Annotated in this window: 26 protein-coding genes; 13 read left to right on the top strand and 13 right to left on the bottom strand. The window is 67.1% G+C overall.

Features of this window, described 5'->3' with window-relative positions; translation table 11 throughout:
* Positions 1–3 precede the first annotated feature (3 nt).
* A complete protein-coding gene (locus C492_RS02035; RefSeq protein WP_008420044.1) occupies positions 4–645 on the bottom strand; it encodes a helix-turn-helix domain-containing protein in 642 nt (213 codons plus the stop codon).
* A 63-nt stretch (positions 646–708) separates the two neighbouring features.
* Positions 709–2613, bottom strand: a complete 1905-nt coding sequence (locus C492_RS02030) for a molybdopterin biosynthesis protein (protein ID WP_008420042.1) — start codon at positions 2611–2613, stop codon at positions 709–711.
* 86 nt (positions 2614–2699) lie between these two features.
* Here C492_RS02030 and C492_RS02025 point away from each other — a divergent pair, with 86 nt between their 5' ends.
* Positions 2700–3836: an EstA family serine hydrolase gene (locus tag C492_RS02025; protein WP_008420040.1), complete on the top strand. Its 1137-nt coding sequence runs from the start codon at positions 2700–2702 to the stop codon at positions 3834–3836.
* Positions 3837–3871: 35 nt separating this feature from the next.
* Complete coding sequence (locus tag C492_RS02020; protein ID WP_049892631.1) at positions 3872–4096, top strand: hypothetical protein; 225 nt, start codon at positions 3872–3874, stop codon at positions 4094–4096.
* A gap of 165 nt (positions 4097–4261) precedes the next feature.
* Here C492_RS02020 and C492_RS02015 read toward each other — a convergent pair whose 3' ends face one another.
* Both C492_RS02015 and C492_RS02010 read right to left on the bottom strand, forming a co-directional pair.
* Entirely contained in the window at positions 4262–4465 is a 204-nt protein-coding gene (locus tag C492_RS02015; protein ID WP_008420036.1) for a dodecin family protein, read from the bottom strand.
* A 92-nt stretch (positions 4466–4557) separates the two neighbouring features.
* Complete coding sequence (locus C492_RS02010) at positions 4558–5829, bottom strand: molybdopterin molybdotransferase MoeA (protein ID WP_008420034.1); 1272 nt, start codon at positions 5827–5829, stop codon at positions 4558–4560.
* A gap of 117 nt (positions 5830–5946) precedes the next feature.
* Here C492_RS02010 and C492_RS02005 point away from each other — a divergent pair, with 117 nt between their 5' ends.
* The 3 genes from C492_RS02005 (at position 5947) to C492_RS01995 (ending at position 9097) form a co-directional block, all read left to right on the top strand.
* Positions 5947–6312, top strand: coding sequence for an Hsp20/alpha crystallin family protein (locus C492_RS02005; protein WP_008420032.1), 366 nt, complete (start codon positions 5947–5949; stop codon positions 6310–6312).
* Positions 6313–6378: 66 nt separating this feature from the next.
* On the top strand, positions 6379–7986 hold the full coding sequence (locus C492_RS02000) for an ABC1 kinase family protein (protein ID WP_008420030.1): 1608 nt from the start codon (positions 6379–6381) through the stop codon (positions 7984–7986).
* A 55-nt stretch (positions 7987–8041) separates the two neighbouring features.
* On the top strand, positions 8042–9097 hold the full coding sequence (locus tag C492_RS01995; protein WP_008420028.1) for a hypothetical protein: 1056 nt from the start codon (positions 8042–8044) through the stop codon (positions 9095–9097).
* A 357-nt stretch (positions 9098–9454) separates the two neighbouring features.
* On the opposite strand, the gene C492_RS01990 is transcribed toward C492_RS01995, so the two are convergent.
* Complete coding sequence (locus tag C492_RS01990; RefSeq protein WP_008418277.1) at positions 9455–9661, bottom strand: cold-shock protein; 207 nt, start codon at positions 9659–9661, stop codon at positions 9455–9457.
* Positions 9662–10168: 507 nt separating this feature from the next.
* Between C492_RS01990 and C492_RS01985 the strand changes: the two genes are divergently transcribed.
* The 4 genes from C492_RS01985 (at position 10169) to C492_RS01970 (ending at position 12951) form a co-directional block, all read left to right on the top strand.
* Complete coding sequence (locus tag C492_RS01985; protein ID WP_008420026.1) at positions 10169–11230, top strand: aminotransferase class I/II-fold pyridoxal phosphate-dependent enzyme; 1062 nt, start codon at positions 10169–10171, stop codon at positions 11228–11230.
* A gap of 93 nt (positions 11231–11323) precedes the next feature.
* Positions 11324–11698 carry a translation initiation factor IF-5A gene (locus tag C492_RS01980; protein ID WP_008420024.1) on the top strand — a complete coding sequence of 125 codons (375 nt, stop codon included), beginning with the start codon at positions 11324–11326 and terminating at the stop codon, positions 11696–11698.
* Entirely contained in the window at positions 11698–12549 is an 852-nt protein-coding gene (gene speB / locus C492_RS01975) for an agmatinase (protein ID WP_008420023.1), read from the top strand. Before C492_RS01980 ends, speB begins: the two co-directional genes overlap by 1 nt.
* A gap of 72 nt (positions 12550–12621) precedes the next feature.
* Entirely contained in the window at positions 12622–12951 is a 330-nt protein-coding gene (locus tag C492_RS01970; protein WP_008420021.1) for a DUF7344 domain-containing protein, read from the top strand.
* A 25-nt stretch (positions 12952–12976) separates the two neighbouring features.
* Here the strand turns inward: C492_RS01970 and C492_RS01965 are convergent, their stop codons facing one another.
* Entirely contained in the window at positions 12977–13882 is a 906-nt protein-coding gene (locus C492_RS01965; protein WP_008420018.1) for an acetamidase/formamidase family protein, read from the bottom strand.
* A gap of 110 nt (positions 13883–13992) precedes the next feature.
* On the opposite strand from C492_RS01965, the gene C492_RS01960 reads away from it, so the two are divergent.
* The 4 genes from C492_RS01960 (at position 13993) to C492_RS01945 (ending at position 18421) form a co-directional block, all read left to right on the top strand.
* Positions 13993–14187 (top strand): cold-shock protein, encoded by a 195-nt coding sequence (locus C492_RS01960; RefSeq protein WP_008420016.1) that lies wholly within the window; start codon positions 13993–13995, stop codon positions 14185–14187.
* 136 nt (positions 14188–14323) lie between these two features.
* On the top strand, positions 14324–14968 hold the full coding sequence (locus C492_RS01955; protein ID WP_008420014.1) for a class I SAM-dependent methyltransferase: 645 nt from the start codon (positions 14324–14326) through the stop codon (positions 14966–14968).
* A 262-nt stretch (positions 14969–15230) separates the two neighbouring features.
* The gene (locus C492_RS01950; protein WP_008420012.1) at positions 15231–17711 is read left to right on the top strand and encodes a cbb3-type cytochrome c oxidase subunit I; all 2481 of its coding nucleotides are present in this window, start codon (positions 15231–15233) and stop codon (positions 17709–17711) included.
* 446 nt (positions 17712–18157) lie between these two features.
* Positions 18158–18421, top strand: coding sequence for a cytochrome C oxidase subunit IV family protein (locus tag C492_RS01945; protein WP_008420010.1), 264 nt, complete (start codon positions 18158–18160; stop codon positions 18419–18421).
* A gap of 222 nt (positions 18422–18643) precedes the next feature.
* Here the strand turns inward: C492_RS01945 and C492_RS25065 are convergent, their stop codons facing one another.
* From C492_RS25065 to C492_RS01915, 7 genes are all read right to left on the bottom strand, one after another.
* On the bottom strand, positions 18644–18952 hold the full coding sequence (locus C492_RS25065; RefSeq protein WP_239643371.1) for an enolase C-terminal domain-like protein: 309 nt from the start codon (positions 18950–18952) through the stop codon (positions 18644–18646).
* A 676-nt stretch (positions 18953–19628) separates the two neighbouring features.
* Entirely contained in the window at positions 19629–21077 is a 1449-nt protein-coding gene (secY, locus tag C492_RS01940) for a preprotein translocase subunit SecY (RefSeq protein ID WP_008420009.1), read from the bottom strand.
* A gap of 3 nt (positions 21078–21080) precedes the next feature.
* A complete protein-coding gene (locus C492_RS01935) occupies positions 21081–21587 on the bottom strand; it encodes an uL15m family ribosomal protein (protein ID WP_008420007.1) in 507 nt (168 codons plus the stop codon).
* A 3-nt stretch (positions 21588–21590) separates the two neighbouring features.
* The gene (rpmD, locus tag C492_RS01930) at positions 21591–22058 is read right to left on the bottom strand and encodes a 50S ribosomal protein L30 (protein ID WP_008420004.1); all 468 of its coding nucleotides are present in this window, start codon (positions 22056–22058) and stop codon (positions 21591–21593) included.
* Entirely contained in the window at positions 22055–22711 is a 657-nt protein-coding gene (locus C492_RS01925; protein WP_008420003.1) for a 30S ribosomal protein S5, read from the bottom strand. The genes rpmD and C492_RS01925 overlap by 4 nt, the downstream gene beginning before the upstream one ends.
* Positions 22708–23256: a 50S ribosomal protein L18 gene (locus tag C492_RS01920; protein ID WP_005559238.1), complete on the bottom strand. Its 549-nt coding sequence runs from the start codon at positions 23254–23256 to the stop codon at positions 22708–22710. Before C492_RS01920 ends, C492_RS01925 begins: the two co-directional genes overlap by 4 nt.
* Positions 23256–23705 carry a 50S ribosomal protein L19e gene (locus C492_RS01915; RefSeq protein ID WP_049892620.1) on the bottom strand — a complete coding sequence of 150 codons (450 nt, stop codon included), beginning with the start codon at positions 23703–23705 and terminating at the stop codon, positions 23256–23258. The genes C492_RS01920 and C492_RS01915 overlap by 1 nt, the downstream gene beginning before the upstream one ends.
* Positions 23706–23725: the final 20 nt, after the last annotated feature.

The raw sequence follows: 23725 nt of genomic DNA, 5'->3' as shown, positions 1-23725 counted from the left end.
GGCTCAGATCCGCTCGCGGGCCGGCTGGATCTCCTCGTCGACGAGGGTCCCGTAGGCCCGGCGCAGCCGCTCGGACAGCGCCTGGTGAGAGATCCCGAGATCGGCGGCCAGCTCCGCCATCGAGATCTCCCGAGGGATCTCGAAGTAACCGCGCTCGAGGGCGGCCTCGAGCGCCTCCCGCTGTTCGTCCGTCAGGTTCGTCCTCGTGGGCGAGCCCGGCGTGACGTCGGTCACCCGCCGGAGGTCGACCCCGACCCCGCGGTCGACGAGTCGGTCGTGAGCCAGGCAAAGCGCCTCGCGGTCCCGGTACCGGACGCGGGCCTGCCACCAGCCCTCGACCGCCCAGGCTTCCAGCAGCGAGCCCCCGTCGATGAGCAGGCGATCGCACACCGTTCGCCCCTCGACGAACGCCACGTCGTACAGCAGTCGGTCGTCCGCCTCGACGAGGAGAGCGGCGGTCTCGACGGTCGGATCCGCCTCGAGGGCGTCGTCGACGGTCGCCCGTTCGGCGTCGGTGATCCAGAGGCAGGGCTCGGACCGCGAGACGGCCGCCTCGAGTTCGACGCGCAGCGTCGGGAGTCGATCGAACACGTCGGCCAAGACCGTATCCGAAGCCGGAATCCGAAACTCGGCGATGGTCGACATCACGCTCCGTACACCGCCCGGCGTAAAAATCGCTGTTCAGCGCCGACTGACCGTCGCGGTCGGCTACCTGTCGGGTTCGATCGACTCGAGGGCGTCCTCGAGTTGCGCGACGCCGGGTTTCGAGCGGCGATCGGGGTTCGCGAGGACCCGGACCCGCTGGGTGCCAAGCGAGACGAATCCCAGCTCGAGCCGGTCGGCGGTCTCGCCGAGCCCGAGCCCGGCGTCGGCCTCGTCGGCGAGGACCTTCCTGGCGGGGCTCTCGTGGGCGCGCAGTCCGAGGTCGAACCCCGATATCGAGTCGACGATCTCGCGGCGTTCGACGCCCCGGTCCGCGGCGAGGTCGGCGACGGCGGCGCCCAGGCTCGAGCGCAGCCCGGAGTCGGTCGTCCGGTTGACGAAACGGTGGTCCCCGTCGACCAGGTCGCCCAGGCCCTCGATCCGATCGGGGTTGCCGGGCTTGACGAGCAGCCCCCACTCGCGCTCCCAGCCGCCGAGCTCCTCGGCGTCGACGTCGCGGTCGGTCGGGCCGGCGACGACGGCGACGTCCGGCAGTCCCTCCCGGAGCCGCCGCAGACCGGGGCGGGAGCCCGCCGAGAGGTACCGGGGGTTGTCGAGGCCGTCGAGCAGCCGCGAGAGGGTCGGATCGTCCTCGCCGACGCCCAGCAGCGTCGGGGGCCGTACGTCCGGCGAGAACAGCGAGACGGTCACCGACTCGCCCGCCTCGAGGTAGTCGGTGCCGGGGGCGACCTCGACGACCCCGTCAGCCTCCGCGAGGCTGGTCGTCGCGCCGCTGCCCTTGTCGACGGGGTAGACCAGCGTCTCGCCGTCCCCGTCGGCGACCAGCCCGACGGGCATGAGCCGCAGCCGTCCCTCGCCGTAGCGCTCCTGTCCGGCCATCCTGCCCTCGACCGTCGCGGTCTCGGGCTCGGGGAGGCCCGCGGCCTCGCGGATCGCGGGCGCGACGAACGTTCTGAACACCATCATCGCCGAGACGGGATACCCCGGCAGCCCGACGTACGCCGAGTCTTCGAGTCGACCGACGAGCATCGGCTTCCCGGGCTTGACGCCGACGCCGTGGAGCAACAGCTCGCCCTGCTCCTCGATCACCCGGTAGATGACGTCGACCGCGCTCGCGCTGGTCGACCCCGAGGAGAGCACGAGGTCACAGTCCGCGGCGGCCTCCCGGAGCACCCGCTCCATCTCGTCTTGCTCGTCGCCCGCGTGGGGGTAGAGCACGTCCTCGCCGCCTGCATCCTCGACGCCCGCGGCGATCGTGTAGCTGTTGACGTCGTAGATCTCGCCCCGTTCGCTCGCGACGTCCTCGCCCGGGCGGACGAGCTCGTCGCCCGTCGAGACGATGCCGACCGTCGGCTTCGACCTGACCGGAACCTCGTCGATCCCCAGCGCCGAGAGCAGGCCGATATCACGGGGCGTGATCCGCGTTCCCGGGCCCAGCGCCCGCTCGCCCGCGGCGACGTCGGCGCCCGCGAACATGACGTTGTCCCCGGGGGCGACCGAGGTGCGGATCTGTACCGTGTCACCCGCAGTGCTCGCGGTTTCACCGCTCGCCTGTTCCGTCGAGCGTTGCTCGACGCGGGTGGTTCGTTCCACGGGAACCATCGCGTCCGCGCCCGCGGGCATCACCGCCCCGGTCGAGATCTCGACGGCCTCGCCCTCGCCGACGGCGACGTCGGGCTCCTCGCCGGCGTGGACCTCGCCGACCAGCTCGAGGTCGGCGGGGTCGGCCTCGTCGGCGCCGAACGTGTCCCGCGCGCGAAGCGCGTAGCCGTCGAGGCTCGCCCGGTCGAATCCGGGGACGTCGAGCTCGGCGTCCAGTCGCGCGACGAGGACGCGGCCCCGCGCCTCGGCGAGCGGGACGCGGTCGATACCGCCCTCGAGCGAGAGCGAGCGGATCGCGTCGCGGGCCTCCGCGGGGGAGGCGAGGTCGCGAAACTCCTTGCGTTCCATACCCGCAGTTGGCGGGCCGGGGCTAAAAACGTCGGTCGATCGCGGACGGCGGAACGGTTACAAGCCCGCCCCCGGTTGGCACGGGTATGTCGCGACTCGAGCCCGCCGCCCGGGAACGCATCGCCGCGCTGTTCGACCGCCACCTCGAGGTCGGCCTCCACCACGGCGCCCAGCTCGCCGCCTTCGTCGACGGGGAGCAGGTCCTCGACCTCGCGGGCGGGACGACCGGTCCCGACGGCGGGGAGACGACCCCGGAGACGCGCCACGTACTCTTCTCCTCGACGAAACCGTACGCGGCGGCCGCGCTCCACGCGCTCGTCGACGACGGCGCGCTCGCCTACGACGACCGTGTCGTCGACCACTGGCCCGAGTTCGCCGACGAGGGATCCGAGAAGGCCGCGGTGACCGTTCGGCAGGTGCTCAGCCACACCGCGGGACTCCAGCGAAGCGACCTCGACGATCGCCCCGACCTGTGGCCCGACTGGGAGCGCGTTATCGAGGGCCTCGAGGACGCCGACCTCGTCTCGACGCCGGGCGAGCAGGTGGCCTACCACGCGCTGACGTTCGGCTGGCTGGTCGGCGAGCTCGTCCGCCGCGTCGCGGGACGGCGCGTCGAGACGGTCGCGGCCGAGCGCGTGTTCGACCCGCTCGGGATGGCCGACACCGGGATCGGCCTGCGCGAGCACGAGCCCGACGACGTCGCCACCCTCGTCGGGTTCGACGCGTTCGACCGCTGTCGGGACCCCGACGAGGGGCTGGGCGACAACGCCGCGGTCGCCGCGCCGTTCAACACCGAGGCGATCCACCGGGCGGTCGTCCCCGCGGCGAACGGGATCGGCACCGCCCGGGATATGGCCCGTTTCTACGCCTGCCTGGCCAACGGCGGCGAACTCGGCGGGACCCGGATCCTCTCGGCGTCGACCGTCGACGCGATGACCGCCCTCGAGGCCGAGACCGACGACGACGGGACGCTCTCTCGGCCCCGTCGGTACGGGCTGGGGGTCTACAAGGGCGGCACCGCCGCGACCCCGTTCGGCTCGCTCGCGCCCGATCGCGTGTTCGGTCACGCGGGGCTGGGCAGCAGCGTCGGCTGGGCCGACCCCGAGACGGGGGTCGCCCTCTCGTACGTGACAAACGGCGTCCGGGACGGCTCCTACGAGCACGTGGCCCGGGTGAACGCCCTCGCGGATGCGGTACGACTCGCGCTCTCAGACGGCGCGTAGAACGTGACTTGGTCCTCGAGGACGAACGGATCGGTATGGTACGATCGAGACGCGTCCTGCCCCTCCTCGTGGCGCTTTCCTGGACCGCGACGGCGCTGGCCCAGCTCGTCGTCCGGACGACGACCGCGGAGCGCGAACGCATCGAGTGGACCGAACGACGGAACCTGTTCCTGCTGTGCTCGAGCCTCTCGACGAACGCGCTCGCGCTGGCGACCGCCTCCCGGTACGCGAGGCGGTTCCGACGCGCTCGCCGCGAGTGATCGCGGACGACGCGGACCGACTTCGGAGCTACTTGTGGCTCGCCGTCGAAACCCGACGTATGGCGATCGACGAGGAGGAGTTCGAGCGGGAGCGATAGTCCCCCATTTCGGATCGACGGCGACCGCTCGAGTCCCGGGACGACGCTCGGAATCGCTCCCGGTCGGTCAGTGTTGCACCGGGAACGCGATCTCGGTCGTGACCTTGTACTCGATAATCTCTCCGTCCTCGACGTCGGCCGTCCACTTCTCGACGTTGACCCCGGAGATGTCGTCGACCGACTGGCTGGCCTCGCGGAACGCCTCGTGGGCGGCGTCCTCCCAGGATTCGTCGGACGTTCCCATCACGCGGATAACTTTGACTGCCGTCATGGCAGTCGTCGTACCAGCACCACCGAAATAGTCCTTTGTCGGACCGGGCGTGACGGTCGTCCGCGCTGATCGGTGAGCGCCGGGGGCGACCGTCAGGGGTGGGACTCCCAGTCCTGCACCGCGACCGTCTCGCCCTCGGCGATCCCCTCGCGGCCGTCGTCGACGACGACCCAGCCGTCGGCGAGCGCGACGCTCGAGAGCACGCCCGAGCCGCTGGCGCGGGTCGGAGTCGCCGCGAACGCGGGCTCGTCCGCGGGGGGATCCTCGCGTTCCTCGAGGCGAACCCGGGCGAACGTTCGGGTGCCGGGCTCGCTGGGTATCTTGCGCTCGAGGACCGCCGGCGTGGTCGGGTGGGGATCGGGGGTCGTCCCCTCGAGCCGGCGCAGCGTCGGCCGGAGGAACTGGACGGCGTTGACGATGCAGGCGACGGGATAGCCCGGCAGCGCGAGGACAGGCGTCTCCTCGACGATTCCCAGACAGACGGGGTGGCCGGGTTTGAGCCCGACGCCGTGGACGAGCACCTCGCCGAGGTCGTCGATAACCTCCGGCAGCAGGTCCCGCTCGCCGACGCTCGAGCCCCCGGTGGTGACGACGACGTCTCTCGTCAGGTCGCGCTGGATCGCGACCCGTAGCGCCTCGGCGTCGTCGGTGACGACGTCGCGGTAGGTGGCGTCGGCCCCCCAGCGCTCGACCAGCCGCGAGACGGTGAGCCCGTTGGTCTCGATCACCTCGCCGGGGCCGGGATCGCCCTCGACCAGCTCCTCGCCGGTCGGGATCACGCCGACGGTCGGGCGCTGTGCGACCTCGAGACGGTCGTAGCCGACCGACCGCAGCAACCCGAGATCGGAGGGGCGCAGGCGGTGGCCCGCCTCGTAGAGCCGTGCGCCCTCCGCGACGTCCTCGCCGATCGGGGCGACGTTTTCCCCCTCCGCGACGGCGTCGCCGACCTCGAGTTCGCCGACGTCCGCGAGCTCCTCGACGTGCTCGATCATCACGACGGCGTCGGCCCCGTCGGGCAGGGCGCTGCCCGTGTGAACCCGGACCGCCCTGTCGGGACCGACGTCGCCGTTTCGGTCGCCGATCCGCAGGACCTCGGGTGAGCGCTCGCTGGCCCCGAAGGTGTCCGCGGCGCGGACGGCGTAGCCGTCCATCGCCGCCCGACGGTAGTGTGGCACGTCTCGGGCGGCCGTGATCGGCGCCGCCAGCACCCGTCCGTCGGCCCGCTCGAGCGGGACCGTCTCGGTGCCCGTCGTCGGGTGGTCCCCGTCCCCGACGGCCGCGTCGCTGAGAATCCGGCGCGCCTCGTCGACGGGCGTTCGCTCCTTGAACCCCGCCTCCTTGCGCTCGCTGTCGGCTCCGTCCATACGCTGACTCCGGTCGGCGGGACCCAAAAGGGTACGGGACGTCGCCGCGGCCCCGTCACCGACCCGGAACCCACCGCTACCGCGGGGTTTTTCGTCCCCGCGTTCGAACCCACGGCCATGTCAACGCTGCGCGACGCGTTGCGGGACCTCTCGGAGGACGTTTTCTTCGATCTCCTCGAGAGCGACGACGCCTACCTCCTCGTGCTCGACGTTCCCGGCGCCACGGCGGAGTCGGTCGAGGTGGCCGTCGCGAACGGAACGATAGCGGTCGAGGCCCGCCGGGAGAAGCTCGACGACGGCGAGTACCGGTACCTCGAGGAGAACCGGCCGCTGCTGGTCGACCTCGAGTTGCCGCTTCCCGACGACGCCGCGAGCGAGGCGGCGGTCACCGTCGAGCGCGGCGTCCTCGAGCTGACCGTTCCGAAACGTTCCGAGAGCGGCGAGGCGCCGATCGACGTCGCCGATCCGGAGAACACGGGGTGACCGAGGCTGGCGAGACTCCGTGCGTACCGCCGGTTCGTCCTCGTCGCCTGGCAGTTCCTCCCGCTCGTGCTCGCGTACGCCCGCGACCGACGGCGCTTCCTGCTGTTCGGCTCGCGCCGACGGGTCGACCCGGAGACGCGACGTCGTCGGGCACGGACCCTGCTCGAGTCGCTTTTGACCCTCGGTCCGACCTTCATCAAACTCGGCCAGCTGCTGTCGACGCGTCCCGACGTCCTCCCGCCGGAGTACATCGACGAGCTCGCGGCCCTGCAGGACGAGGTGCCCCCCGCCGACTGGTCGGCGGCCAAACGCGTCCTCGAGGACGAACTCGGCCCGGTCGAGTCCCGCTTCGAGGCGTTCGAGACCGAGGCGATAAGCGGCGCGAGCCTCGGCCAGGTCTACCGGGCCCGGGTCGACGGCGACCCCGTCGCGGTGAAGGTTCGTCGCCCCGAAATCGAGTCGCTGGTCGAGGCCGACCTGCGGGTCGTTCGCTGGTCGCTGCCGTTGCTGCTGTACTTCGTCGACGAGTCGCGGGCGTTCTCGCTCGAGAACCTCGCCGACGAGTTCGCGAAGACGATCCGCGAGGAGATGGACTACGAGCGGGAGGCGACGATGCTCGCCGAGATCCGCTCGAACTTCGCGGACGACGACCGGATCGTCATCCCCGGGGTCGTCGAGAGCCACTCCGGCCCGCGCGTGCTCACGATGGAGTACGTTCCGGGGACGAAGATCAACGACGTCGAGACCCTCGACCGCAAGGGGATCGACCGGAGCCGGGTCGCGGAGACCCTCCAGCGGGCCTACCTCCAGATGATCATCGACGACGGCGTCTTCCACGCCGACCCTCACCCCGGGAACCTCGCGGTGACCGACGGCGGCGCGATCATCTTCTACGACTTCGGGATGTCCGGACGCGTCGACGAGTTCGTCCAGGGCAAGATCGTCGAGTTCTACATCGCGGTCGCCAACCAGGACATCGACGCCATCCTGGACGCGCTGATCGAGGTCGGCACTCTCTCCCCCGACGCCGACCGGGCGGTGATGGCCGAGGTGATGGAACTCGCGATCCAGGACGCCCGCGGCCAGGAGATCGAACAGTACCGCGTCCAGCAGATCGTCGGCCAGATCGAGGATTCGATCTACGAGTTTCCCTTCCGGCTGCCGAAGAACCTCGCGCTCGTCCTTCGGGTCGCCACCGTCGTCGAGGGGGTCTGCGTCACGCTCGACGAGGACTTCGATTTCATCGCGACGGCGACCGACTACCTGACCGAGCAGGGCTACCGCGAGGAGTCGATCCGCCAGTACGCCGAGCAGACGGGCCGACAGCTCCGCGAGTCCGGCGAGTCGCTGACCCGCCTCGCGCCCAAGACCGAGCGAACGCTGGATCGGCTCGACCGGGAGAACCTCTACGTCCGGGTCGGCGTCGAGGACTCCGAGGGCGTCTTCGAGGCGCTCGCCAAACGGCTCGTCTACGGTATGCTGTTGACGATGTCGCTGTTCTCGATGGGCGTGCTGTACGCGCTGGGGGCGCCGGAGGCCTCGATCGTCGCCGCCGTCCTCTCGGCGGTGTTGCTCGTCCAGCTCTACCGGTCGTTCCGCGACGGCGGCGGCTCGCTGCAGGCGAAACCGCAGTTCACCCGCCAGAACCTCCGCCAGCGCCGCCGCGAGGAGTAAGCGACGTGATCGCCGCCACTGCAACCTTCTTTCCGCTGGCTCCCGACCCTCCCGTATGAGCTACGATCGGATCGCCGACCTGCCGCTGACGATCGAGTCGGCGTCGATGGAGCGCCTCGAGCGCGAGACCTCGAGCGGGTTCGCCCGCGTCACGACCGAGTTCGCGCTCGAGGGGCCCGACGGCGCCGTCGGGAAGGGCGAGGACGTCACCTACGAGACCGAGGAACACGACGCGCTCGCCGAGACTGGGCTGCCCGACCTCGCGGGCGAGTACACGATCGACTCGTACTCGAGTCGGCTCGCCGACCTGGATCTCTTTCCCGCGGGCGCGCCCGACCGCGAGGTGTTCCGGAACTACCGACGGTGGGGGCTCGAGGCCGCCGCGCTCGACCTCGCGCTGCGCCAGGCCGGGACGGACCTGGCCTCGCGACTCGAGACCGAGTACGAACCGGTCCGGTTCGTCGCCAGCACCCGCCTCGGCGACGACCCATCGATCGACCGCGTCGAGGCGCTGCGCGAGGCCGTGCCGGACCTCGAGCTCAAACTCGACCCGACGCCGGAGTGGACCGACTCGCTGGTCAAGGAGCTGGCTGCGACCGACGCCGTCCGCATCCTCGACCTGAAGGGCCAGTACCGCGGCACCGAGGTCGACGTCGAGGTCGACCCCGAGCTGTACGAGCGCCTGATCGAGGCGTTTCCGGAGGCCGTCCTCGAGGATCCCGCGCTCGAGGACGGGACCGAGGCACTGTTCGAGGACGAAGACGTTCGCTCGCGGACCTCCTGGGACGCGCCGATCCACGGCCTCGAGGACGTTCGCGAGCTGCCGTGGGAGCCCGAGTGGCTCAACGTCAAACCCTCGCGCTTTGGCTCGCTCGAGTCGCTGCTCGAGACGATCGACTACTGTCAGGAACGCGGACTGGCGCTGTACGGCGGCGGCCAGTTCGAACTCGGCGTCGGGCGGGGCCAGCTCCAGGCGCTCGCGTCGGTGTTCTACCCCGACACGCCCAACGACGTCGCGCCGGGCGCGTACAACGACCCCGAGGTGACGGGCGAGTTACCCGAGAGCCCGCTCGAGCCCCCCGCCGATCCCGAGGGCTTTCGCTGGTCCTGAGAGCGAGGACGGCGGGTTCGATTCGCTCGAGCCAGAGTGGGCCGCACGTCCGATCGTCCCGTCCGGACTACAGCGGTGGCGCGCTGCCGATCGACGACGCTACGCGAGGTCTTCGCGAGTAACACGAGCGAACGGCTTGGCAGAGCGTGCTCTGTCAGTGGATGACCGAACGAGCGAAGCGAGTGAGTGAATCGGCTGGGGAAGGCGTGGCGATTCACTGTTGCCAGTACCGAAAGTGTATCTGAGTAAGACTATGCGTTACGTCCAGAGTGTAGAGATAGCGTCAGCTTGGACGTATAACCTTCTGAAAATTCGAGATCGTTGTCTGTCGCTGTAAACGACAGTTGTGTCTCAGTATTACTGCCGGACGACGTTCGCCGCGCGAGGCCCCTTGGGCGAGGACTCGATGTCGAACTCGACCTCAGTACCTTCCGTGAGGTCTTCGCCGCCGACATCCTCCATGTGGAAGAACACGTCTTCGTCGTCGTCGAGGTCGCCGTCGTCAGTCGAAATGAAACCGTAGCCGCCAGTGTCGTTGAAGAAATCAACCTTACCGTTTGCCATTACAAACAAACAGATGGTTGGCTGAGGTATAACCCTTCCGAGAGTCGAGGTACCACGACCCTCACACAACGTTCACAACACAGTTCTATCGATACCCATATGATTTGATAGAACTGATCGCGTTAAGTTTGCACTCTCTACGTAACGGATCATTCTATACAACGTATACTGGCAACAGTGAATCGCCACGCCCTCCCCAGCCGATTCACTCACTCGCTTCGCTCGTTCGCTCATCCACGGAAAGACGCGAAGCGTCTTTCAAGCCTTCGCTCGCCTGCTCGCGAAGACCTCGCACGGAATTGGATGACGGTTCGCTGTTCGCTCGCGGTTCCCCATGGTCACCGCTCGTCGCTTCCGCGGCGCTACGCGCCGCGCTCCGCTCACCGTCGACCAGCGCGCGCCACTGTGTCGTGGTTCACGTGGCTCATCGTTCGCGTCCGGTTCCCGAGCCCACCGATCCATGCCGAATGAACAACCCGTATTACCCGTTCCCGCAAAGCCTCGAGCATGCAGATCGACACCTTCGGCCTCGAGCGGTGGTTCGCCGAGTACGAACACGAGGCCGAGATCATGCTCGCGGAAAGCGGCGTGCGAAGCCTCTCGACGGATCGCTTCGACACCGATCCCGGCGAACTGGGCTACGTGATCCCGACGAACGGCGACCCAGCGCTCCGGGCGCGGATCGCCGACCGTTACGACCGCGAAGCCGACGAGGTCCTGTGTACCTGCGGGACCCAGGAGGCGAACTTTCTGGCCGCCCTCTCCGTTCTCCAGGAGCCGGACGACCATGCGATCGTCGTGACTCCAACCTACCAGGCGTTACACGCCGTCCCCGACGCCGTCGGCGAGGTGACTCGAGTCCCCCTCGAGCCCCCAACCTGGAAGCTCGACGTCGACGCCGTCGCCGACGCGATCCGTCCCGAGACGCGACTGATCGTCCTGAACAACCCGAACAACCCCACGGGTCGGTACCACCCCCTCGAGACGGTGGAGGCGCTGTACGACCTCGCGGCGGACGCCGACGCCTACCTGCTCTGTGACGAGGTCTACAGACTGCTCGCCGAGGACCCGCTGCCGCCCGTCGCGAGCCTCGGTCCCCGCGGTCTCTCTACCGCGAGCCTGTCGAAATCGTACGGGCTCGCGGGGCTGCGATTCGGCTGGCTGGTCGGCGACGAGGACCTGCTCGAGACCGCCTGGAACTGGAAGGACTACACGACGATCTCGCCGTCGATCTTCGGCCAGCACGTCGCGGAGCAGGCCCTCGAGCGGGAGGACGAGATCCTCGCCGAGAACCGCGAACTCGTGACCGACCACCGCGCCCGCGTGCGGGAGTTCCTCGAGAAACACGCCCTCGAGTGGTACGATCCCGTCGGCGTCAACGGCTTCGTAACGGTTCCCGAGGGGTTCGAAACGGGCAAGGAGTTCTGTCGGACGGTCCTCGAGGAGGGCGTCGTCCTCGCGCCCGGGGAGTTCTTCGGCCACCCCGACCGGTTCCGGATCGGGTTCGGGCTGCCGACCGCGGAACTCGAGGACGGACTGGATCGGATCGGGACGGTGCTCGAGCGCTGAGGGGCTCGCGAGCGAGCGGGCCGTGGTATCGGTTTTCACCCCTCGAGCGGGCATTCCAAACGGTTTATGGCCGTCGGTTGATTACGCCGGGACATGGCGAAACAGCAGACCGAAGTTCGCGACCTCCAGGAAGGAAGCTACGTGATGATCGACGGCGCCGCGTGTAAGATCAACTCCTACTCGACGGCCAAACCGGGCAAACACGGCAGCGCCAAGGCCCGCGTCGAGGCCGAGGGCGTCTTCGACGGCAAGAAGCGCTCGCTGTCCCAGCCCGTCGACGCGAAGATCTGGGTTCCGATCATCGAGCGCAAACAGGGCCAGATCGTCTCCGTCGACGGCAACGACATGCAGGTCATGGACCTCGAGACCTACGAGACGATGACGATGCGCGTCCCCGAGGACCAGGACGTCTCCCCCGACGAGAACATCGAGTTCCTCGAGATGGAAGAGCAGCGAAAGATCGTCTAATGTTCCCCGGGGCGACCGACGAGCGCGAGCGAGCCGACGCGACGGGCCGACCCGATCGCACGGACGCGAACTTCGTGGTCGTCGGTGCGCCCCTGGACGCCTCGACGACCTTTCAGCCGGGGACCCGCTTCGGGCCCCGGCGCATCCGCCATTTTGCCGAGACGTTCGACGACTACGACCACCGGACGGACCGGTACTTCTCGGAGCTTGGCGTCGTCGATCACGGCGACGTCCGCCCGTGGGACGACGTCCCCGAGTACCTCGAGTGGCTCGAGGGCACCCTCCGGGACGTCGTCTGGGACGACGCCGTCCCGCTCCTGTTGGGCGGGGAACACACCGTCACGCTCGCGGGCGCCCGCGCCGTCGAGCCCGAGGCGCTGGTCGTCCTCGACGCCCACCTGGACCTCCGCGAGGCCTACGACGGCAACCCGCTCTCGCACGCCTGCGTCACCCGACGAATCCTCGAGGACGTCGACTCCGTCGAGGAGGCCGTCGTCCTCGGAGCCAGAACGGGCAGCGAGGCCGAGTGGGAGCGGGCGAGCGAGCCCGACGTGACGGTCGTCCCCCCCGAGGACGTCGCCGACTGGGAGCCAGACCCCGCGCTGCTCGAGCGCGAGCTCTACTGCAGCGTCGACGTCGACGCGGCCGACCCCGGCTACGCGCCGGGGACCGGGACGACCGAGCCGTTCGGCCTCGAGCCCCGCGAGATGCGCGACGTCGTGCGAGCGCTCGCGCCCGCCGCGACGGGGTTCGACGCCGTGGAGGTCAACGACCGCGACGACGGCCAGGCGGCGTCGCTGGCCGGAAAGCTGGTCAGGGAGTTCGTCTACGCGCGCTCGGAGCGCGCCTGACCGCTTCGCTCGAGCGAACCCGCCCAACCAGTTAGGGAGTATCCTCGTGCGGTTCGGTCCCCAATCCGTCGCATGTCGCGCACGGACGCAAACGATGGTCTCCCGAGCGGTACCTGGCGACTGCTCGCGGATCCGCGCCGACGGTACCTGCTCGAGTCTCTCCAGCCGGGAGCGCCGACGACGCTGTCGGCGCTGGCCGAAGAGATCGCCGCCCGGGAACGCGGTGAGCCGGCCGGGACGATCGATCGGACGGTTCGCCGTCGGATCGAGATCGCTCTCGTCCACAACCACCTGCCCCGACTCGCCGACCGGGGCGTGATCGCGTACGATCCCACGACGGACCGGGTCGTCCTCACCGCCGATCGGGAGACGCGTCGGCTGCTCGAGGCGTCGCTGCGCTAGAACGGATCCTCGAGGCGTCGCTGCGCTAGAACGGATCCTCGAGATAGGCCTTCGGCACCGCGTTGCGCGCGGTCACGAGCGGATCGACCACCTGGCTGATCTCGAGGCCGCCGACCAGGCTCGAGAGCATGTAGGCGTCGGTCGAGTCCCACCCGTGTTCGGCCGCGAGTAACTCGAGCGCGTCGCGGTTGGCGAGCTCGCAGGCCTCCTCGAGGGTCTCGGCGCTGGCGATCGTCTTCCAGGCGTCGGCCGTCTCGACCAGCGGGCGTTCGAGACCCGGTTCGGGATCGGAGACGACCTCGAGGGTGACGTCGATCTCGGTGGCGATCTCCGCGCCGGTGCCGCACATCTCCCCGTCGGCCATCGCGGCCTTGCAGTCGCCCATCGCGAGCATCGCGCCCTCCTGAAACACCGGGAAGTACGCGACCGACCCGGCGGTCATGTCGGTCGTGTCGAGGTTGCCGCCGTGATCGTGGGGAACCAGCGTGGTGTAGGAGTCGGACTCGGTCGCGACCCCGATCGTACCGATGACGGGGTCGACGGGGACCTCGAGGTCGCCGAACGCGAGCGCGTCGTCCTCGACCGCCAGCAGGCGGGTTCGGGGCGACTCGATCCCCTCGTGGCCGTCGAGCAGGCCGAAGCCGCCGATCGTCACCACCCGTCCCTGGTCCTCGGCGAGCCGGATCTCTTCGATCTCGACCCGGAGGACGTCGCCGGGGTCGGCCCCCTCGACCGCGATCGGTCCCGTTGCGGCGTTGACCTGCGAGGGGATCGACTCGATCACGTCGGCTTCCGTTCTGATCGTTCCGTTCAGGCTGTCCTTCGTCTCGATCGTCAGCTTCGCGCCGGGTTCGACGGTCGTCACCGCCTCGAGATCGGGTTCGAACTCGTAGACGACGCCGTCCTCGTGCGACACGTGTTCACGTTCCATACACTCACCGATACGGACGGCGGGATCGTAAAACGGTCCCTCGAGACGGCGCGCGAGCGGACGAGCGGTACCCCTCGAATATATATGGCCGGGCGCCGGAGTTGTAGTCGATGCCAACCGGAACGGTCGACTTCTTCAACGACACTGGCGGGTACGGCTTCATCGAGACCGACGAGAGCGACGACGACGTCTTCTTCCACATGGAAGACGTCGGCGGCCCCGACCTCGAGGAGGGCGAGGAGGTCGAGTTCGAGATCGAACAAGCCGACAAGGGTCCGCGCGCGAAAAACCTCACGCGGCTCTGATCGACCCGCAGCCTCGATTGCAAACGGCGGAGGCGGTACCGAACGAACGACCGCGGGCCCCGAACCGGCGGCTCGCGGACTCCGAATCCGGAGCAAGTAGCCCCGGTGCTCGCGATGCCGGGACGACGTTACGACGATGAACACCGACGATATCCACGACCGATGGGCGGAGCGAACGGGGGCGTACTCCCCGGCGTACTACGCCCACTACGGTCCCGACGAGACGAGCGAACTGCTCCGGACCCTGATCGACCGCGTCGTCGGTCCCGACGCGACCGTGCTGGAACTGGGGTGTAGCTCCGGGCGCCACCTCGCGCACCTCCACGACCGCGGGTACGACGACCTCCACGGCGTCGATATCAACGCCGAGGCCTTCGAGGTGATGGAGCGGGACTACCCCGACCTCGCCGCGGCGGGGACGTTCCACCACGCCGCTCTCGAGGAGTTCGTCCGCGAACGCGAGACCGACCGGTTCGACGTCGTCTACTCGGTCCAGACCCTCCAGCACGTCCACCCCGACGCCGAGTGGGTGTTCGACGAACTGGTCCGTCTGGCCAGCGGGCTGGTGATCACGGGCGAGACCGACGCCGCGGGGGTCGACGCCGACGCTAACGCGGACGCCGAGCCATCCGTCGTCGAGGTCCGCGAGGACGACGGCGTCCGGCTGTACGTCCGCGACTGGGCCCGCGTGTTCACCGACCGCGGGTGGGTCGAACTCGAGGACGTCGCCACCCCGATGGACTACCACACGGTCAGGGCCTTTCGACCACCCGCCGAGTGAGACGCGGCGACGGAAACCGACGCGACCGACGCGACCGACTCGAGCGGAGCCGTTTCGCCTCCCGATAGTTCAAAAACGGCCTTGCGTATGCACCGGATAGCTCCATCCTCGCAACGGTCGAGAGCGTTCCCTTGCCTATGGTTCTCGCTTCACACGCTCGGAAAACCCGCCTGCACCGCGTCTCGGCGAGGGCGGTCTCGCTCGAGTTTCGACCGCTGCTACCGCCCCGCGACTGGCGCGGTCCGCTCGGGGGTGAGGTTCGGTGAGCGATCTGCCGCCGAAGACGAGCGTCAAGCGCTGGCTGGTGACGACCAACCACAAGGACGTCGGCGTTCTCTACCTGGTGACGTCCCTGTTCTTCCTGGTGATGGGCGGCGTGATGGCGCTGTTGTTCCGGGCCCACCTCTGGCAAAGCGGCGGAACCGGGCTGCTCACGAACAGCCAGTTCAACCAGGCCGTGTCGACCCACGGCCTGATCATGGTGTTCTGGTTTCTCTCGCCGATCGCGTCCGGGTTCGCGAACTACTTCGTCCCCCTCCAGATCGGGGCGAAAGACCTCGCCTTTCCGCGACTGAACGCGCTGAGCTACTGGTTCTACCTGTTCTCGGGGATCCTGTTCGCGCTCTCGTTCTTCCAGGGCGGCTCCTGGGAGGGCGGCTGGACGATGTACGCCCCGCTGAACGTCCCCACGTACACGCCCGCTCTCGAGGCGACCACCGGCAGCAACGGCGCCTTGCTCGCGCTGATCCTGTTCGTCTTCTCGATCACGCTCGGCTCGGTCAACTTCATCACGACGATCCACCGCTCGCGCGCGGAGGGACTCGGGCTGTGGAACATGCCGATGTTCACCTGGTCGTGGCTGTTGACCGTCTGGATGATGCTGTTCGCGTTCGCGGCGCTGCTGGCCGCGCTCCTGTTACAGGCCGCCGACCGCGTGTTCCTGACGCAGTACTTCGCGACCGATCAGGGATCGAGTCTGCTGTGGGCCCATCTGTTCTGGTACTTCGGCCACCCGGAGGTGTACATCGTCTTCTTCCCCGCGCTGGGGATCATGCTCGAGGCGTTCCAGACGTTCACCGGGCGACGGCTCGTCGGCCGGAAGTGGGTCATCATCGCGATGGTGCTGGTCGCGGTGCAGTCGTTCCTCGTCTGGATGCACCACATGTTCCTGACCACCATCAACCTCGAGGTCAAGACCCTGTTCATGGCGACGACCATCGGGATCTCGCTGCCGTTCGACCTGATCGTCTTCGCGCTGATCTACACGATGGTCAAGGGTCGGGTGCGGTTTACCACGCCGTTTCTCTTCGCGCTGGGCGCGCTCGTCCTCTTTATTCTAGGCGGGATCACGGGAGTGTTCCTCGGGGCCGTCGTACTGGACTACGAGTTCCGCGGGACCTACTGGGTCGTCGCGCACTTTCACTACGTGATGGTCTCGGGCGTGACGGCGCTCGTCGGCGGGCTGTACTACTGGTGGCCGAAGATCTCCGGGAGGATGTACTCGGAGACGCTGGGGAAGCTCAGCTTCGCCGTGTACTTCGTCGGATTCAACCTGCTGTACTTCCCGCAGTTTCTGGCCTGGGAGACGCCGCGACGGGTCTTCCACTACGGCGAGAACCTGCAGATCTACCACCAGCTCTCGACGGTCGGCGCCTTCGTCTTCGGGGCGTCGTTTCTGATCCTGTTCGCGACGTTAGCCCACAGTCTCGTCGCGGGCCCGCGAGCGCCCGAAAACCCCTGGGAGTTCTCCCGCACGGCCGAGTGGGCGATCCCCTCCCCGCCGCCGCTCGAAAACTGGGACGGCCGCCCCTCCTACGCCAGCGGTCGCCTCGAGTTCGTCGATGACTCGCCGGCTGCGACCGACGGCGGCGTCGCGCAGGGACAGGACGCCGTCTCCCGAACGGCCGAAACTCACGAAGAGGAACACGCCGATCACGCGAGCATCTGGCCGCTCGGCATCGGTGCCGGGATGTTCACCCTCTTCCTGGGGCTGTCGGGACTGACCCCGTACGTGGTCCAGTTCGCGCAGGGAACCGGCGTCGCCCCGGAGAGTCTTCAAGGTACCGCCGCCGAACCCACCATCGCCTATCCGATCGTCACCGTCCTCGGACTGGCGATTCTCGCGTACACGCTGTTCAACTTCGGCGTCGAGCAGTTCGACGCCCCGGTGATGAACATCGCCGAGCGCTGGCCGTTCGGCGGCGTCGGTAACACGAAGTTCGGCGTCTGGGTGTTTCTCGCCTCCGACGTCGTCGTCTTCGGCGCCGCGATCGGCGCGTTCGTCTTCATGCGCATCCACATGGGGTGGAACCAGTGGGAGTTCGACGCCATCACCATGGCCGGGCTGTTCAACACGTACGTCCTGTTGACCTCGAGCTTCACGGTGATTCTGGCGCTCGTGATGGCCGAGCGGAAGAACAAGCGGGGGCTGATCGCGACGCTCAGTGCGACGCTCCTGCTCGGGCTGACGTTCATGGGCGTCAAGGCCTTCGAGTACAGCTCCAAGTTCGCCGACGGCCACTACTGGTGGTACAGCATCGAGTACTCGATCTACTACGTCACGACCGGGCTGCACGCGCTGCACGTGATCCTCGGGCTGCTGATCGCAGTCTTCATGCTCTACCGCGTCTGGTCGGTCGACGCCTACCTCGAGGACCACCGGCCGGTGGAGTTCTTCGGGCTCTACTGGCACTTCGTCGACATCGTCTGGGTGTTGCTCTTCCCGCTGTTCTACCTGATGTAACGGCTGTCCTCCGTCTCGATTTTTCGTCAACGCCGATTCGACGCTCGAGCCGGTCCGCTCGCTGCGATTCGTTTGAAAGGGCGCAGACGTCGGCGGAGCGAAACTGTCCCACGAACGCGGGTCGAACTCGTCGTCGAGCCACCGAGCACGACACGTTCCGAGCGACCGTACGAGACGAACGTTTCGACGCCGTGCTGGCTCGGTGAGCGCCGTATGCTCCGACGTCCGACCCGTCTCTCGAGTGTACAGCGGCGTTATCTGGCGGCTCGTCGCTGCCACGGACGGCATCCGTCACAGAATTCGGCGGCGAACGCGAACCGCTGACAGATGTCTCTCCGACCGCAGCCGGCACAGAACAGCGAGAGACGACCCGTCCCGTCCGCCCGTCGCAACGCCGCCCGGGAGATAAGGAAGATATAAGTGACCACCACGCTCATTCGATAGCAATGGCAGGCATTCGTACCTATACCATGGTCTATATTGCGCTTCTGGCGCTTGGTACAGGGAAGTTCGTCCTTTTCGAAATCCCGCAGTTCAGTCAGACGGTCGCGATCGTGGGAACGTTGATCCTCGCGGTAATCAAGATCAGTCTCATCGCGGGGTACTTCCAGCACCTCATCGAGGAACCGCGCTCCATCTCGTACATGATGGGGCTCGCCGTGTTCATGGTCTTCTTGCTGACCATCGCGGCCGGGTACTCCATCCAGTAAGCGCACCGCGTCTTCTCTCTTTCTCGCTCGCGCGTCTTACAGCCGCGGCGAACGAAACGCGTCTCCGCGGCAGTAGGCTGTCGCCTCGAAACCGCACGCACCGAACGTTCGACTCGACCGTGGGGATACGGCCGATCGTCCGGACACGACTCGAATCGAAGCTCGCGGATACCGCGACGCGGGGACGGTTCTCGAGTGGCCATCCGTTCTCGGAGTTCGACTCTATGGACGATCGCAACATCCGACGGGGAGTAAACTACGATAGCCTGAAGAACGGCTGTAGCTCGTGGTCGATGATCTCATCGTCCCACTCGACGTCGCGACCATGTGTTCGAGTACTTCGTGGTCTTCGATCCCTGCATAGCAGTGCAGGCCGGCAGCCGTACTTACGCCCGTTGGGGTTGTGCGGCGCAAGGTCGTGTATCGCGATTTCGCGATCGCAGCCAAACGTTGGAGTCCCTGCAGGCACCCGTAGTTCGTCAGGTCTGGGTGGACGATGTCGCAGGCCCGCGTACGGACGATCTCTTCCATCGTTTCGTTGGTGTCGATGCGCTTGCCCGTTGCAACGGGCATATTGACGTGTTACCGTACTCCTGGAGAGCGTTTGTGACTTCGAGCGCCCCTCGGCGGAGAAACGACCGCGACGATCGAGGGGGATTCCGACATCTCAGCCGACGGCCTCTCGAACAGCCTCGAGTAGTTCTGCGACCTCGTCGATCTGGTCGTCGGTCAGCGAGTACTCGGAGCGAGCGAATCGCAATGCAGCGCGAAGTATCCCTGCTCTCGACGGCCTTCTTCGCGCGGTGTGCGTAATTTTCCGGGTCCGATCGCCGATGTGCCAACCGTTTGCGTACACTGGGAGCTCGTCGAGGACTTTGCCGCCAAGCAGTTTCCAAACGGGTTCGTCGTGGCACTTGCCGGCGATGTCTCAAGGGGCGATCTCGAACGCCGACGCGACTGCGTCGATGAGGTACGACCGCTGATCGATTCAGTTCCACTCTCGGGTCCATATCCGTGCCTCGATCTCGAGACGAGCAGTCGCGGACAAGGGCGTGGCGCTTCGTCCTGCGACGAAAGCCGCGGGCTTTCGCGCTGCAGCAGTGTAATTGAGGAGTACAAGAAAGCGCTTCCGGCGGACTACGACGCGAGTTCCCTATGGATACACCGAAAAGAAAACGCGATACTGGAGACGCTCGGCGAAGCGTTCTTACTCGTTGCCGAACATCTGGCGCATCATCGGGTGCATCTCCATCATCTGCTCCTCGGCGATCTCTTCGTACAGCTTGTACGTGATAGAGACGGCGAGCAGCAGTCCCGTTCCGGAGACGGCACCGATGGTGCCGAGCATGTTCGCCCAGACGGCGAGCAGGCCGACCAGGGCGCCGCCGATAACGGTCACCTGCGGGATGTACCGCTCCATGACCTTCTCGATGACGCTGACGTTCTGCCGGAAGCCCGGGATCTGCATCCCGGAGTTCTGGATCTGTCGGGCCGTCGACTCCGGCCCCATGTCGGTCGTCTCGACCCAGAAGATCGCGAAGATCGCCCCGCCGACGACCATGAACGTCACGTCGATGGAGATACGGATCAGCACCATCCACGTTTCTTGGGCGACTTCACCGGTCCACCACATCCAGTCCTGCGGCGAGTAGATCGGTGCGACGTAGTAGAAGAACCCGCTGACAGGTTCTCCCTGCGCGTTGTACTCCCCCAGCATCGCGGGGATTCCGACGGTTCGGTTCAGGATCTGGCCCAGGAACTGGATGTTCGCCTGCAGTGCCCGCACGAGGATCATCGGCAGGACGCTCGCGTAGATGAGCTTCACGGGGAAGCGACCGCGGGCGCCTTTCACGCGGGCGTGGCTGAGCGGGATCTCGACGCGAACCGATTCGGCGTAGACGACGATCGCGAAGATCAGAATTGTCGTTAGCAGAGCGAGGATCTGCCCCTCGCCGAGTAACAACGTGCTCAGCGTGTCTCCGGCGAGATCGACATCGCCGAAGATGATCTGGTACCAGTCGTAGAAGAACCCGCCGTCGGCGGGCTGTATGAACCCGGTTACCAGTCGCTGGCTCACGCCGGCGATGATGAACAGGCCGATCCCGCTGCCGACGCCCCACTTGCTGACGACCTCGTCCATGTACAGGATGAGGATCCCCCCGATGAAGATCTGGACGAACATCAGCGCCTGGATCTGCGTGCTGTCGAACGCGAGTCCGCCGAGGGACAGCGACTGCTGGACGGGGAGGAAGCCGCCTGCAAACACCATCGGGAGCGCGGTCAGCGCGGTCATCATGACGACCAGAAGCTTCTGGAGCCCCTGGTAGAGGACCTGATCCCGGGGGTCGTCGGTGTCGAGACCCAGGAGGTTCGCTCCTCCCAGTAACTGCATCACGATGCTCGCCGTGACGATCGGACCGATACCGACCTGGAGCAAAGAGCCGTGTTCGCCGGCGAGGATCGCACGGAACTCTCCGAAGAGGTCGGTCGCACCATCGGCCTGCATCCCAAGCAGGGCGATGTTCGTCAGGAAAAAGTACAACACGAGGATCCCAGCGGTCCACGCCAGCTTCCGCTTGAAGGGAACGTGTCCCTCCGGGCGTCGAACCGCCGGCATCCGTGTCAGAACTGGTTCAGCGGCTTCCTTCCATCCCATGCGTTAGTCCTCGTCCTGTTCTGACTCGTCGTCGGCTTCCGCCTCGGCTTCGTCCTCGGCGATCGCTTTGCCTCGTTCGGAGAGCGCCGCCTCACCGCCGGCGTCCTCGAGTTTCTCCACGGCGGCCGCCGAGAAGGCGTCGGCCGTGACCTCGAGGGCGTTCCGGACCTGCCCGGAGCCCAGCACCTTCACGACGTCGACCTCGTGGCCGTCCTCGACGATATCGCGGGCGTCGAGCCGGTATCCCTCGTCGGTCTCCTCGGCTTCGCCCTCGGCGGCGTAGAGGACGGCGTCCTCGTCGAGCTTCTGGACGTCGATCTCGGCGACGTCGGCCTGAAGCTCGTCCGGTCGGTTGAAGCCGTGTTTGCCCTTCGGTTCGTAGTTGTGGAACTCGTGTTTGCTGCGGCCGGCGCGTCCGCGTCCGCCGCGGTGGCCGGCTCCTCGGCGGTTCTTGTGGGAGCCGCCGCTGTGCGTCCGCGATCCGCGCTGGCGTCGTTTTTTACTCGTCATGGTTTATCGCATCGATTCTAACAGTTGATTAATCTCCTCGGTTGTATGTTTTCCGAGTTGGCCGCCCTCCGCGGTCGGCTTCTTGATCCCCTCGTGACCGCCTCGCGGGGGGTGGAGACGCAGCGTCGGGGAGAACCCCTGCTCGCGCAGCGTCGTCTCCTCGGCGAGCAGCGCCTCGGCGAGCGCACCGAAGTCGTCGTACTCGGTGTTCTCGGCGAGCCACTCCTCGTCGACGTCGCCCTGTCGTCCCTCGAGGGGCTCCGCTCGCTTTGCGAGGACGGTCTCGAGGACCTCCTGTTCGGGCTCGCCGATCGCGACGTAGTCGTTGACCTTCGCGACCATTCCGTCGTAGGCGTCGGTCTCGGGGACGAGCGCGCAGTGGTTGACGCTGTGGATGTTGAGCATCTCCAGGGTGTCCTGGATGTCGCTGTTGCGGTTGACCTCGCCGCGGACCTGCACGACAGCTCTCATCGGTCAGCCACCTCCGCTTCCTCCTGGCCTCGAGAGCTCGGGTGACGCGACTGGGAGGCGTTCTCGAGGGCGTTAAACGTCGCCTTCGCGAGGTTGACCGTCGTTCGCGTGTTGCCGTGGCTTTTGGTCCAGGCGTTCTCGATGCCGGCCAGCTCGAGGACGGCACGAACCGTGTCGCTTGCGGCCAGTCCCAGCCCCTCGGGGGCGGGAACGAGCTCGACCTCGACGGAACCGGCCTTGCCGGTCGTCTGTCGGGTCAGCGAGTGCGGTCGGTCCGACCGATCCTCCCACGAGCCGGAGCCTCGCGGGACCTTGATCATGTTTAGCTTCGCGATACCGATCGCCTTCTGGATGGCCGACCCGACCTGGTCGTCTCGACCCTCGGCGTAGCCGACGTAGCCGTTGCGGTCGCCGACGGCGACGACGCAGCGGAACTTCACGCGTCGTCCGGAGTCGGTCATCCGCTGGACCATGTTGATGTCCAGTACCTCGTCGTCCAGTCCGGGGAGGAGCTGGTCGACGATCTCGGGCTCCTTCAGCGGGAGTCCCGAGTTGAGGGCGTCCTCCATCGTGTCGATTTCGCCCTCCTGGACCATTCGGCCGAGACGGGTGACGGGTTCCCAGCCACCGTCGTTGTAGTTGTTTCCACTCATTCGAGAATCGCCTCTCGTACCTCGTCGAAGTGTTCTGGTAGCTCTGTCGCGTCGAACTCGCCGCCGTACAGCGGCTCGTCGAGCTGCTCGGCGTACTCGGCGATGTGCTCGCCGCGCGTGCGCGACCAGTCCGCGAGCACGCTGTCGTTGTGCGGGATCTCGAGGCCGGCGTCGATCGCCCCCTCCTGGACGGCGAACACCTTGTTGCCCGGCGTCGCCTTGTTGAGGCCGATGTCGAGGACCGCTTCCTCGAGGCCGGCGTCGACCGCCCGCTTGCCGGCCAGCAGGCCGGTCAGGTAGGCCGCGGAAATGTTACTCGTGGGTGCTTCCCAGCCGTACTCCTCGAGATCGCTCGAGTGTGCGCTCGCGAGCGTCTCGTCGCCCTGGGGTCCGGGGACGATCAGCTGCGCCGTAGTGTGCTTGTTGCTCTTGCGAGCAACGAGGCGCGGCTTGTCCGATTTCAGCAGGCGCAACCTCTGATGGTAGTCCGTCCGGACCTCACGGCGACGCCGCATCGGAACGTTGTATCGTGGTCCTGTCGCCATTATTGGTCACCGTAGTTGTCGTCGATGTAGTTCAACAGGTACCGGACGCTGCGGAACTCGCCACCGCCAGCCTTCTTGTAGAGCTCGCGGTACTGCGTGGGCGTGATCTCGCCCTTGTCGCGGAGTTCGCGCAGCTTCCGTCGCTGTGCACGGATCTTGTCCTGCCACTCCTCCTTCTGGCTCTGGCGGGCGCCCTTCTTGCCCTTGCGCTTGCCCTGGCCCTTGCGGTGGCCGTAGGCGCGTTTCGCGTTGCGCTCGCGGGCGCGACCGCGGGAGTTGCCGCGGGCGTCCTTGGCTCGAATGCTGCCTTCGTCGACGAGATCGCGGATCTCGTCGCGGGTGATCGCTTCGGCGATCTCGCCCTGGGCGTCCGGATCGATCCAGACACGGTTCTTGCCGACGTCGAGGACGTCGGCGGCCAGTCGCTTCTGTGCGGAGAGATCAGTCATCGGATTCCACCTCGACTTCC

It is taken from the genome of Natronococcus jeotgali DSM 18795, assembly GCF_000337695.1.
GTDB classification, from domain to species: Archaea; Halobacteriota; Halobacteria; order Halobacteriales; family Natrialbaceae; genus Natronococcus; species Natronococcus jeotgali.
The sequence above is the reverse complement of the archived record's forward strand: the minus strand, read 5'-3'. Positions and strand labels throughout refer to the sequence as shown.

What these genes read in the sequence shown, in the direction of transcription:
- C492_RS01960 (WP_008420016.1), top strand. Translation starts at nt 13,993, where the DNA reads ATGCCAACCGGAACGGTCGACTTCTTCAACGACACTGGCGGGTACGGC.
- C492_RS01985 (WP_008420026.1), top strand. Translation starts at nt 10,169, where the DNA reads ATGCAGATCGACACCTTCGGCCTCGAGCGGTGGTTCGCCGAGTACGAA.
- C492_RS01990 (WP_008418277.1), bottom strand. Translation starts at nt 9,661, where the DNA reads ATGGCAAACGGTAAGGTTGATTTCTTCAACGACACTGGCGGCTACGGT.
- C492_RS01935 (WP_008420007.1), bottom strand. Translation starts at nt 21,587, where the DNA reads ATGACGAGTAAAAAACGACGCCAGCGCGGATCGCGGACGCACAGCGGC.
- C492_RS02005 (WP_008420032.1), top strand. Translation starts at nt 5,947, where the DNA reads ATGTCAACGCTGCGCGACGCGTTGCGGGACCTCTCGGAGGACGTTTTC.
- C492_RS01970 (WP_008420021.1), top strand. Translation starts at nt 12,622, where the DNA reads ATGTCGCGCACGGACGCAAACGATGGTCTCCCGAGCGGTACCTGGCGA.
- rpmD (WP_008420004.1), bottom strand. Translation starts at nt 22,058, where the DNA reads ATGAGAGCTGTCGTGCAGGTCCGCGGCGAGGTCAACCGCAACAGCGAC.
- C492_RS02020 (WP_049892631.1), top strand. Translation starts at nt 3,872, where the DNA reads ATGGTACGATCGAGACGCGTCCTGCCCCTCCTCGTGGCGCTTTCCTGG.
- C492_RS25065 (WP_239643371.1), bottom strand. Translation starts at nt 18,952, where the DNA reads ATGGAAGAGATCGTCCGTACGCGGGCCTGCGACATCGTCCACCCAGAC.
- C492_RS01995 (WP_008420028.1), top strand. Translation starts at nt 8,042, where the DNA reads ATGAGCTACGATCGGATCGCCGACCTGCCGCTGACGATCGAGTCGGCG.
- C492_RS01925 (WP_008420003.1), bottom strand. Translation starts at nt 22,711, where the DNA reads ATGAGTGGAAACAACTACAACGACGGTGGCTGGGAACCCGTCACCCGT.
- C492_RS01915 (WP_049892620.1), bottom strand. Translation starts at nt 23,705, where the DNA reads ATGACTGATCTCTCCGCACAGAAGCGACTGGCCGCCGACGTCCTCGAC.
- C492_RS01945 (WP_008420010.1), top strand. Translation starts at nt 18,158, where the DNA reads ATGGCAGGCATTCGTACCTATACCATGGTCTATATTGCGCTTCTGGCG.
- C492_RS02035 (WP_008420044.1), bottom strand. Translation starts at nt 645, where the DNA reads ATGTCGACCATCGCCGAGTTTCGGATTCCGGCTTCGGATACGGTCTTG.
- C492_RS01965 (WP_008420018.1), bottom strand. Translation starts at nt 13,882, where the DNA reads ATGGAACGTGAACACGTGTCGCACGAGGACGGCGTCGTCTACGAGTTC.
- C492_RS02030 (WP_008420042.1), bottom strand. Translation starts at nt 2,613, where the DNA reads ATGGAACGCAAGGAGTTTCGCGACCTCGCCTCCCCCGCGGAGGCCCGC.
- speB (WP_008420023.1), top strand. Translation starts at nt 11,698, where the DNA reads ATGTTCCCCGGGGCGACCGACGAGCGCGAGCGAGCCGACGCGACGGGC.
- C492_RS01980 (WP_008420024.1), top strand. Translation starts at nt 11,324, where the DNA reads ATGGCGAAACAGCAGACCGAAGTTCGCGACCTCCAGGAAGGAAGCTAC.
- C492_RS01955 (WP_008420014.1), top strand. Translation starts at nt 14,324, where the DNA reads ATGAACACCGACGATATCCACGACCGATGGGCGGAGCGAACGGGGGCG.
- C492_RS01920 (WP_005559238.1), bottom strand. Translation starts at nt 23,256, where the DNA reads ATGGCGACAGGACCACGATACAACGTTCCGATGCGGCGTCGCCGTGAG.
- C492_RS02025 (WP_008420040.1), top strand. Translation starts at nt 2,700, where the DNA reads ATGTCGCGACTCGAGCCCGCCGCCCGGGAACGCATCGCCGCGCTGTTC.
- C492_RS02010 (WP_008420034.1), bottom strand. Translation starts at nt 5,829, where the DNA reads ATGGACGGAGCCGACAGCGAGCGCAAGGAGGCGGGGTTCAAGGAGCGA.
- C492_RS02015 (WP_008420036.1), bottom strand. Translation starts at nt 4,465, where the DNA reads ATGACGGCAGTCAAAGTTATCCGCGTGATGGGAACGTCCGACGAATCC.
- secY (WP_008420009.1), bottom strand. Translation starts at nt 21,077, where the DNA reads ATGGGATGGAAGGAAGCCGCTGAACCAGTTCTGACACGGATGCCGGCG.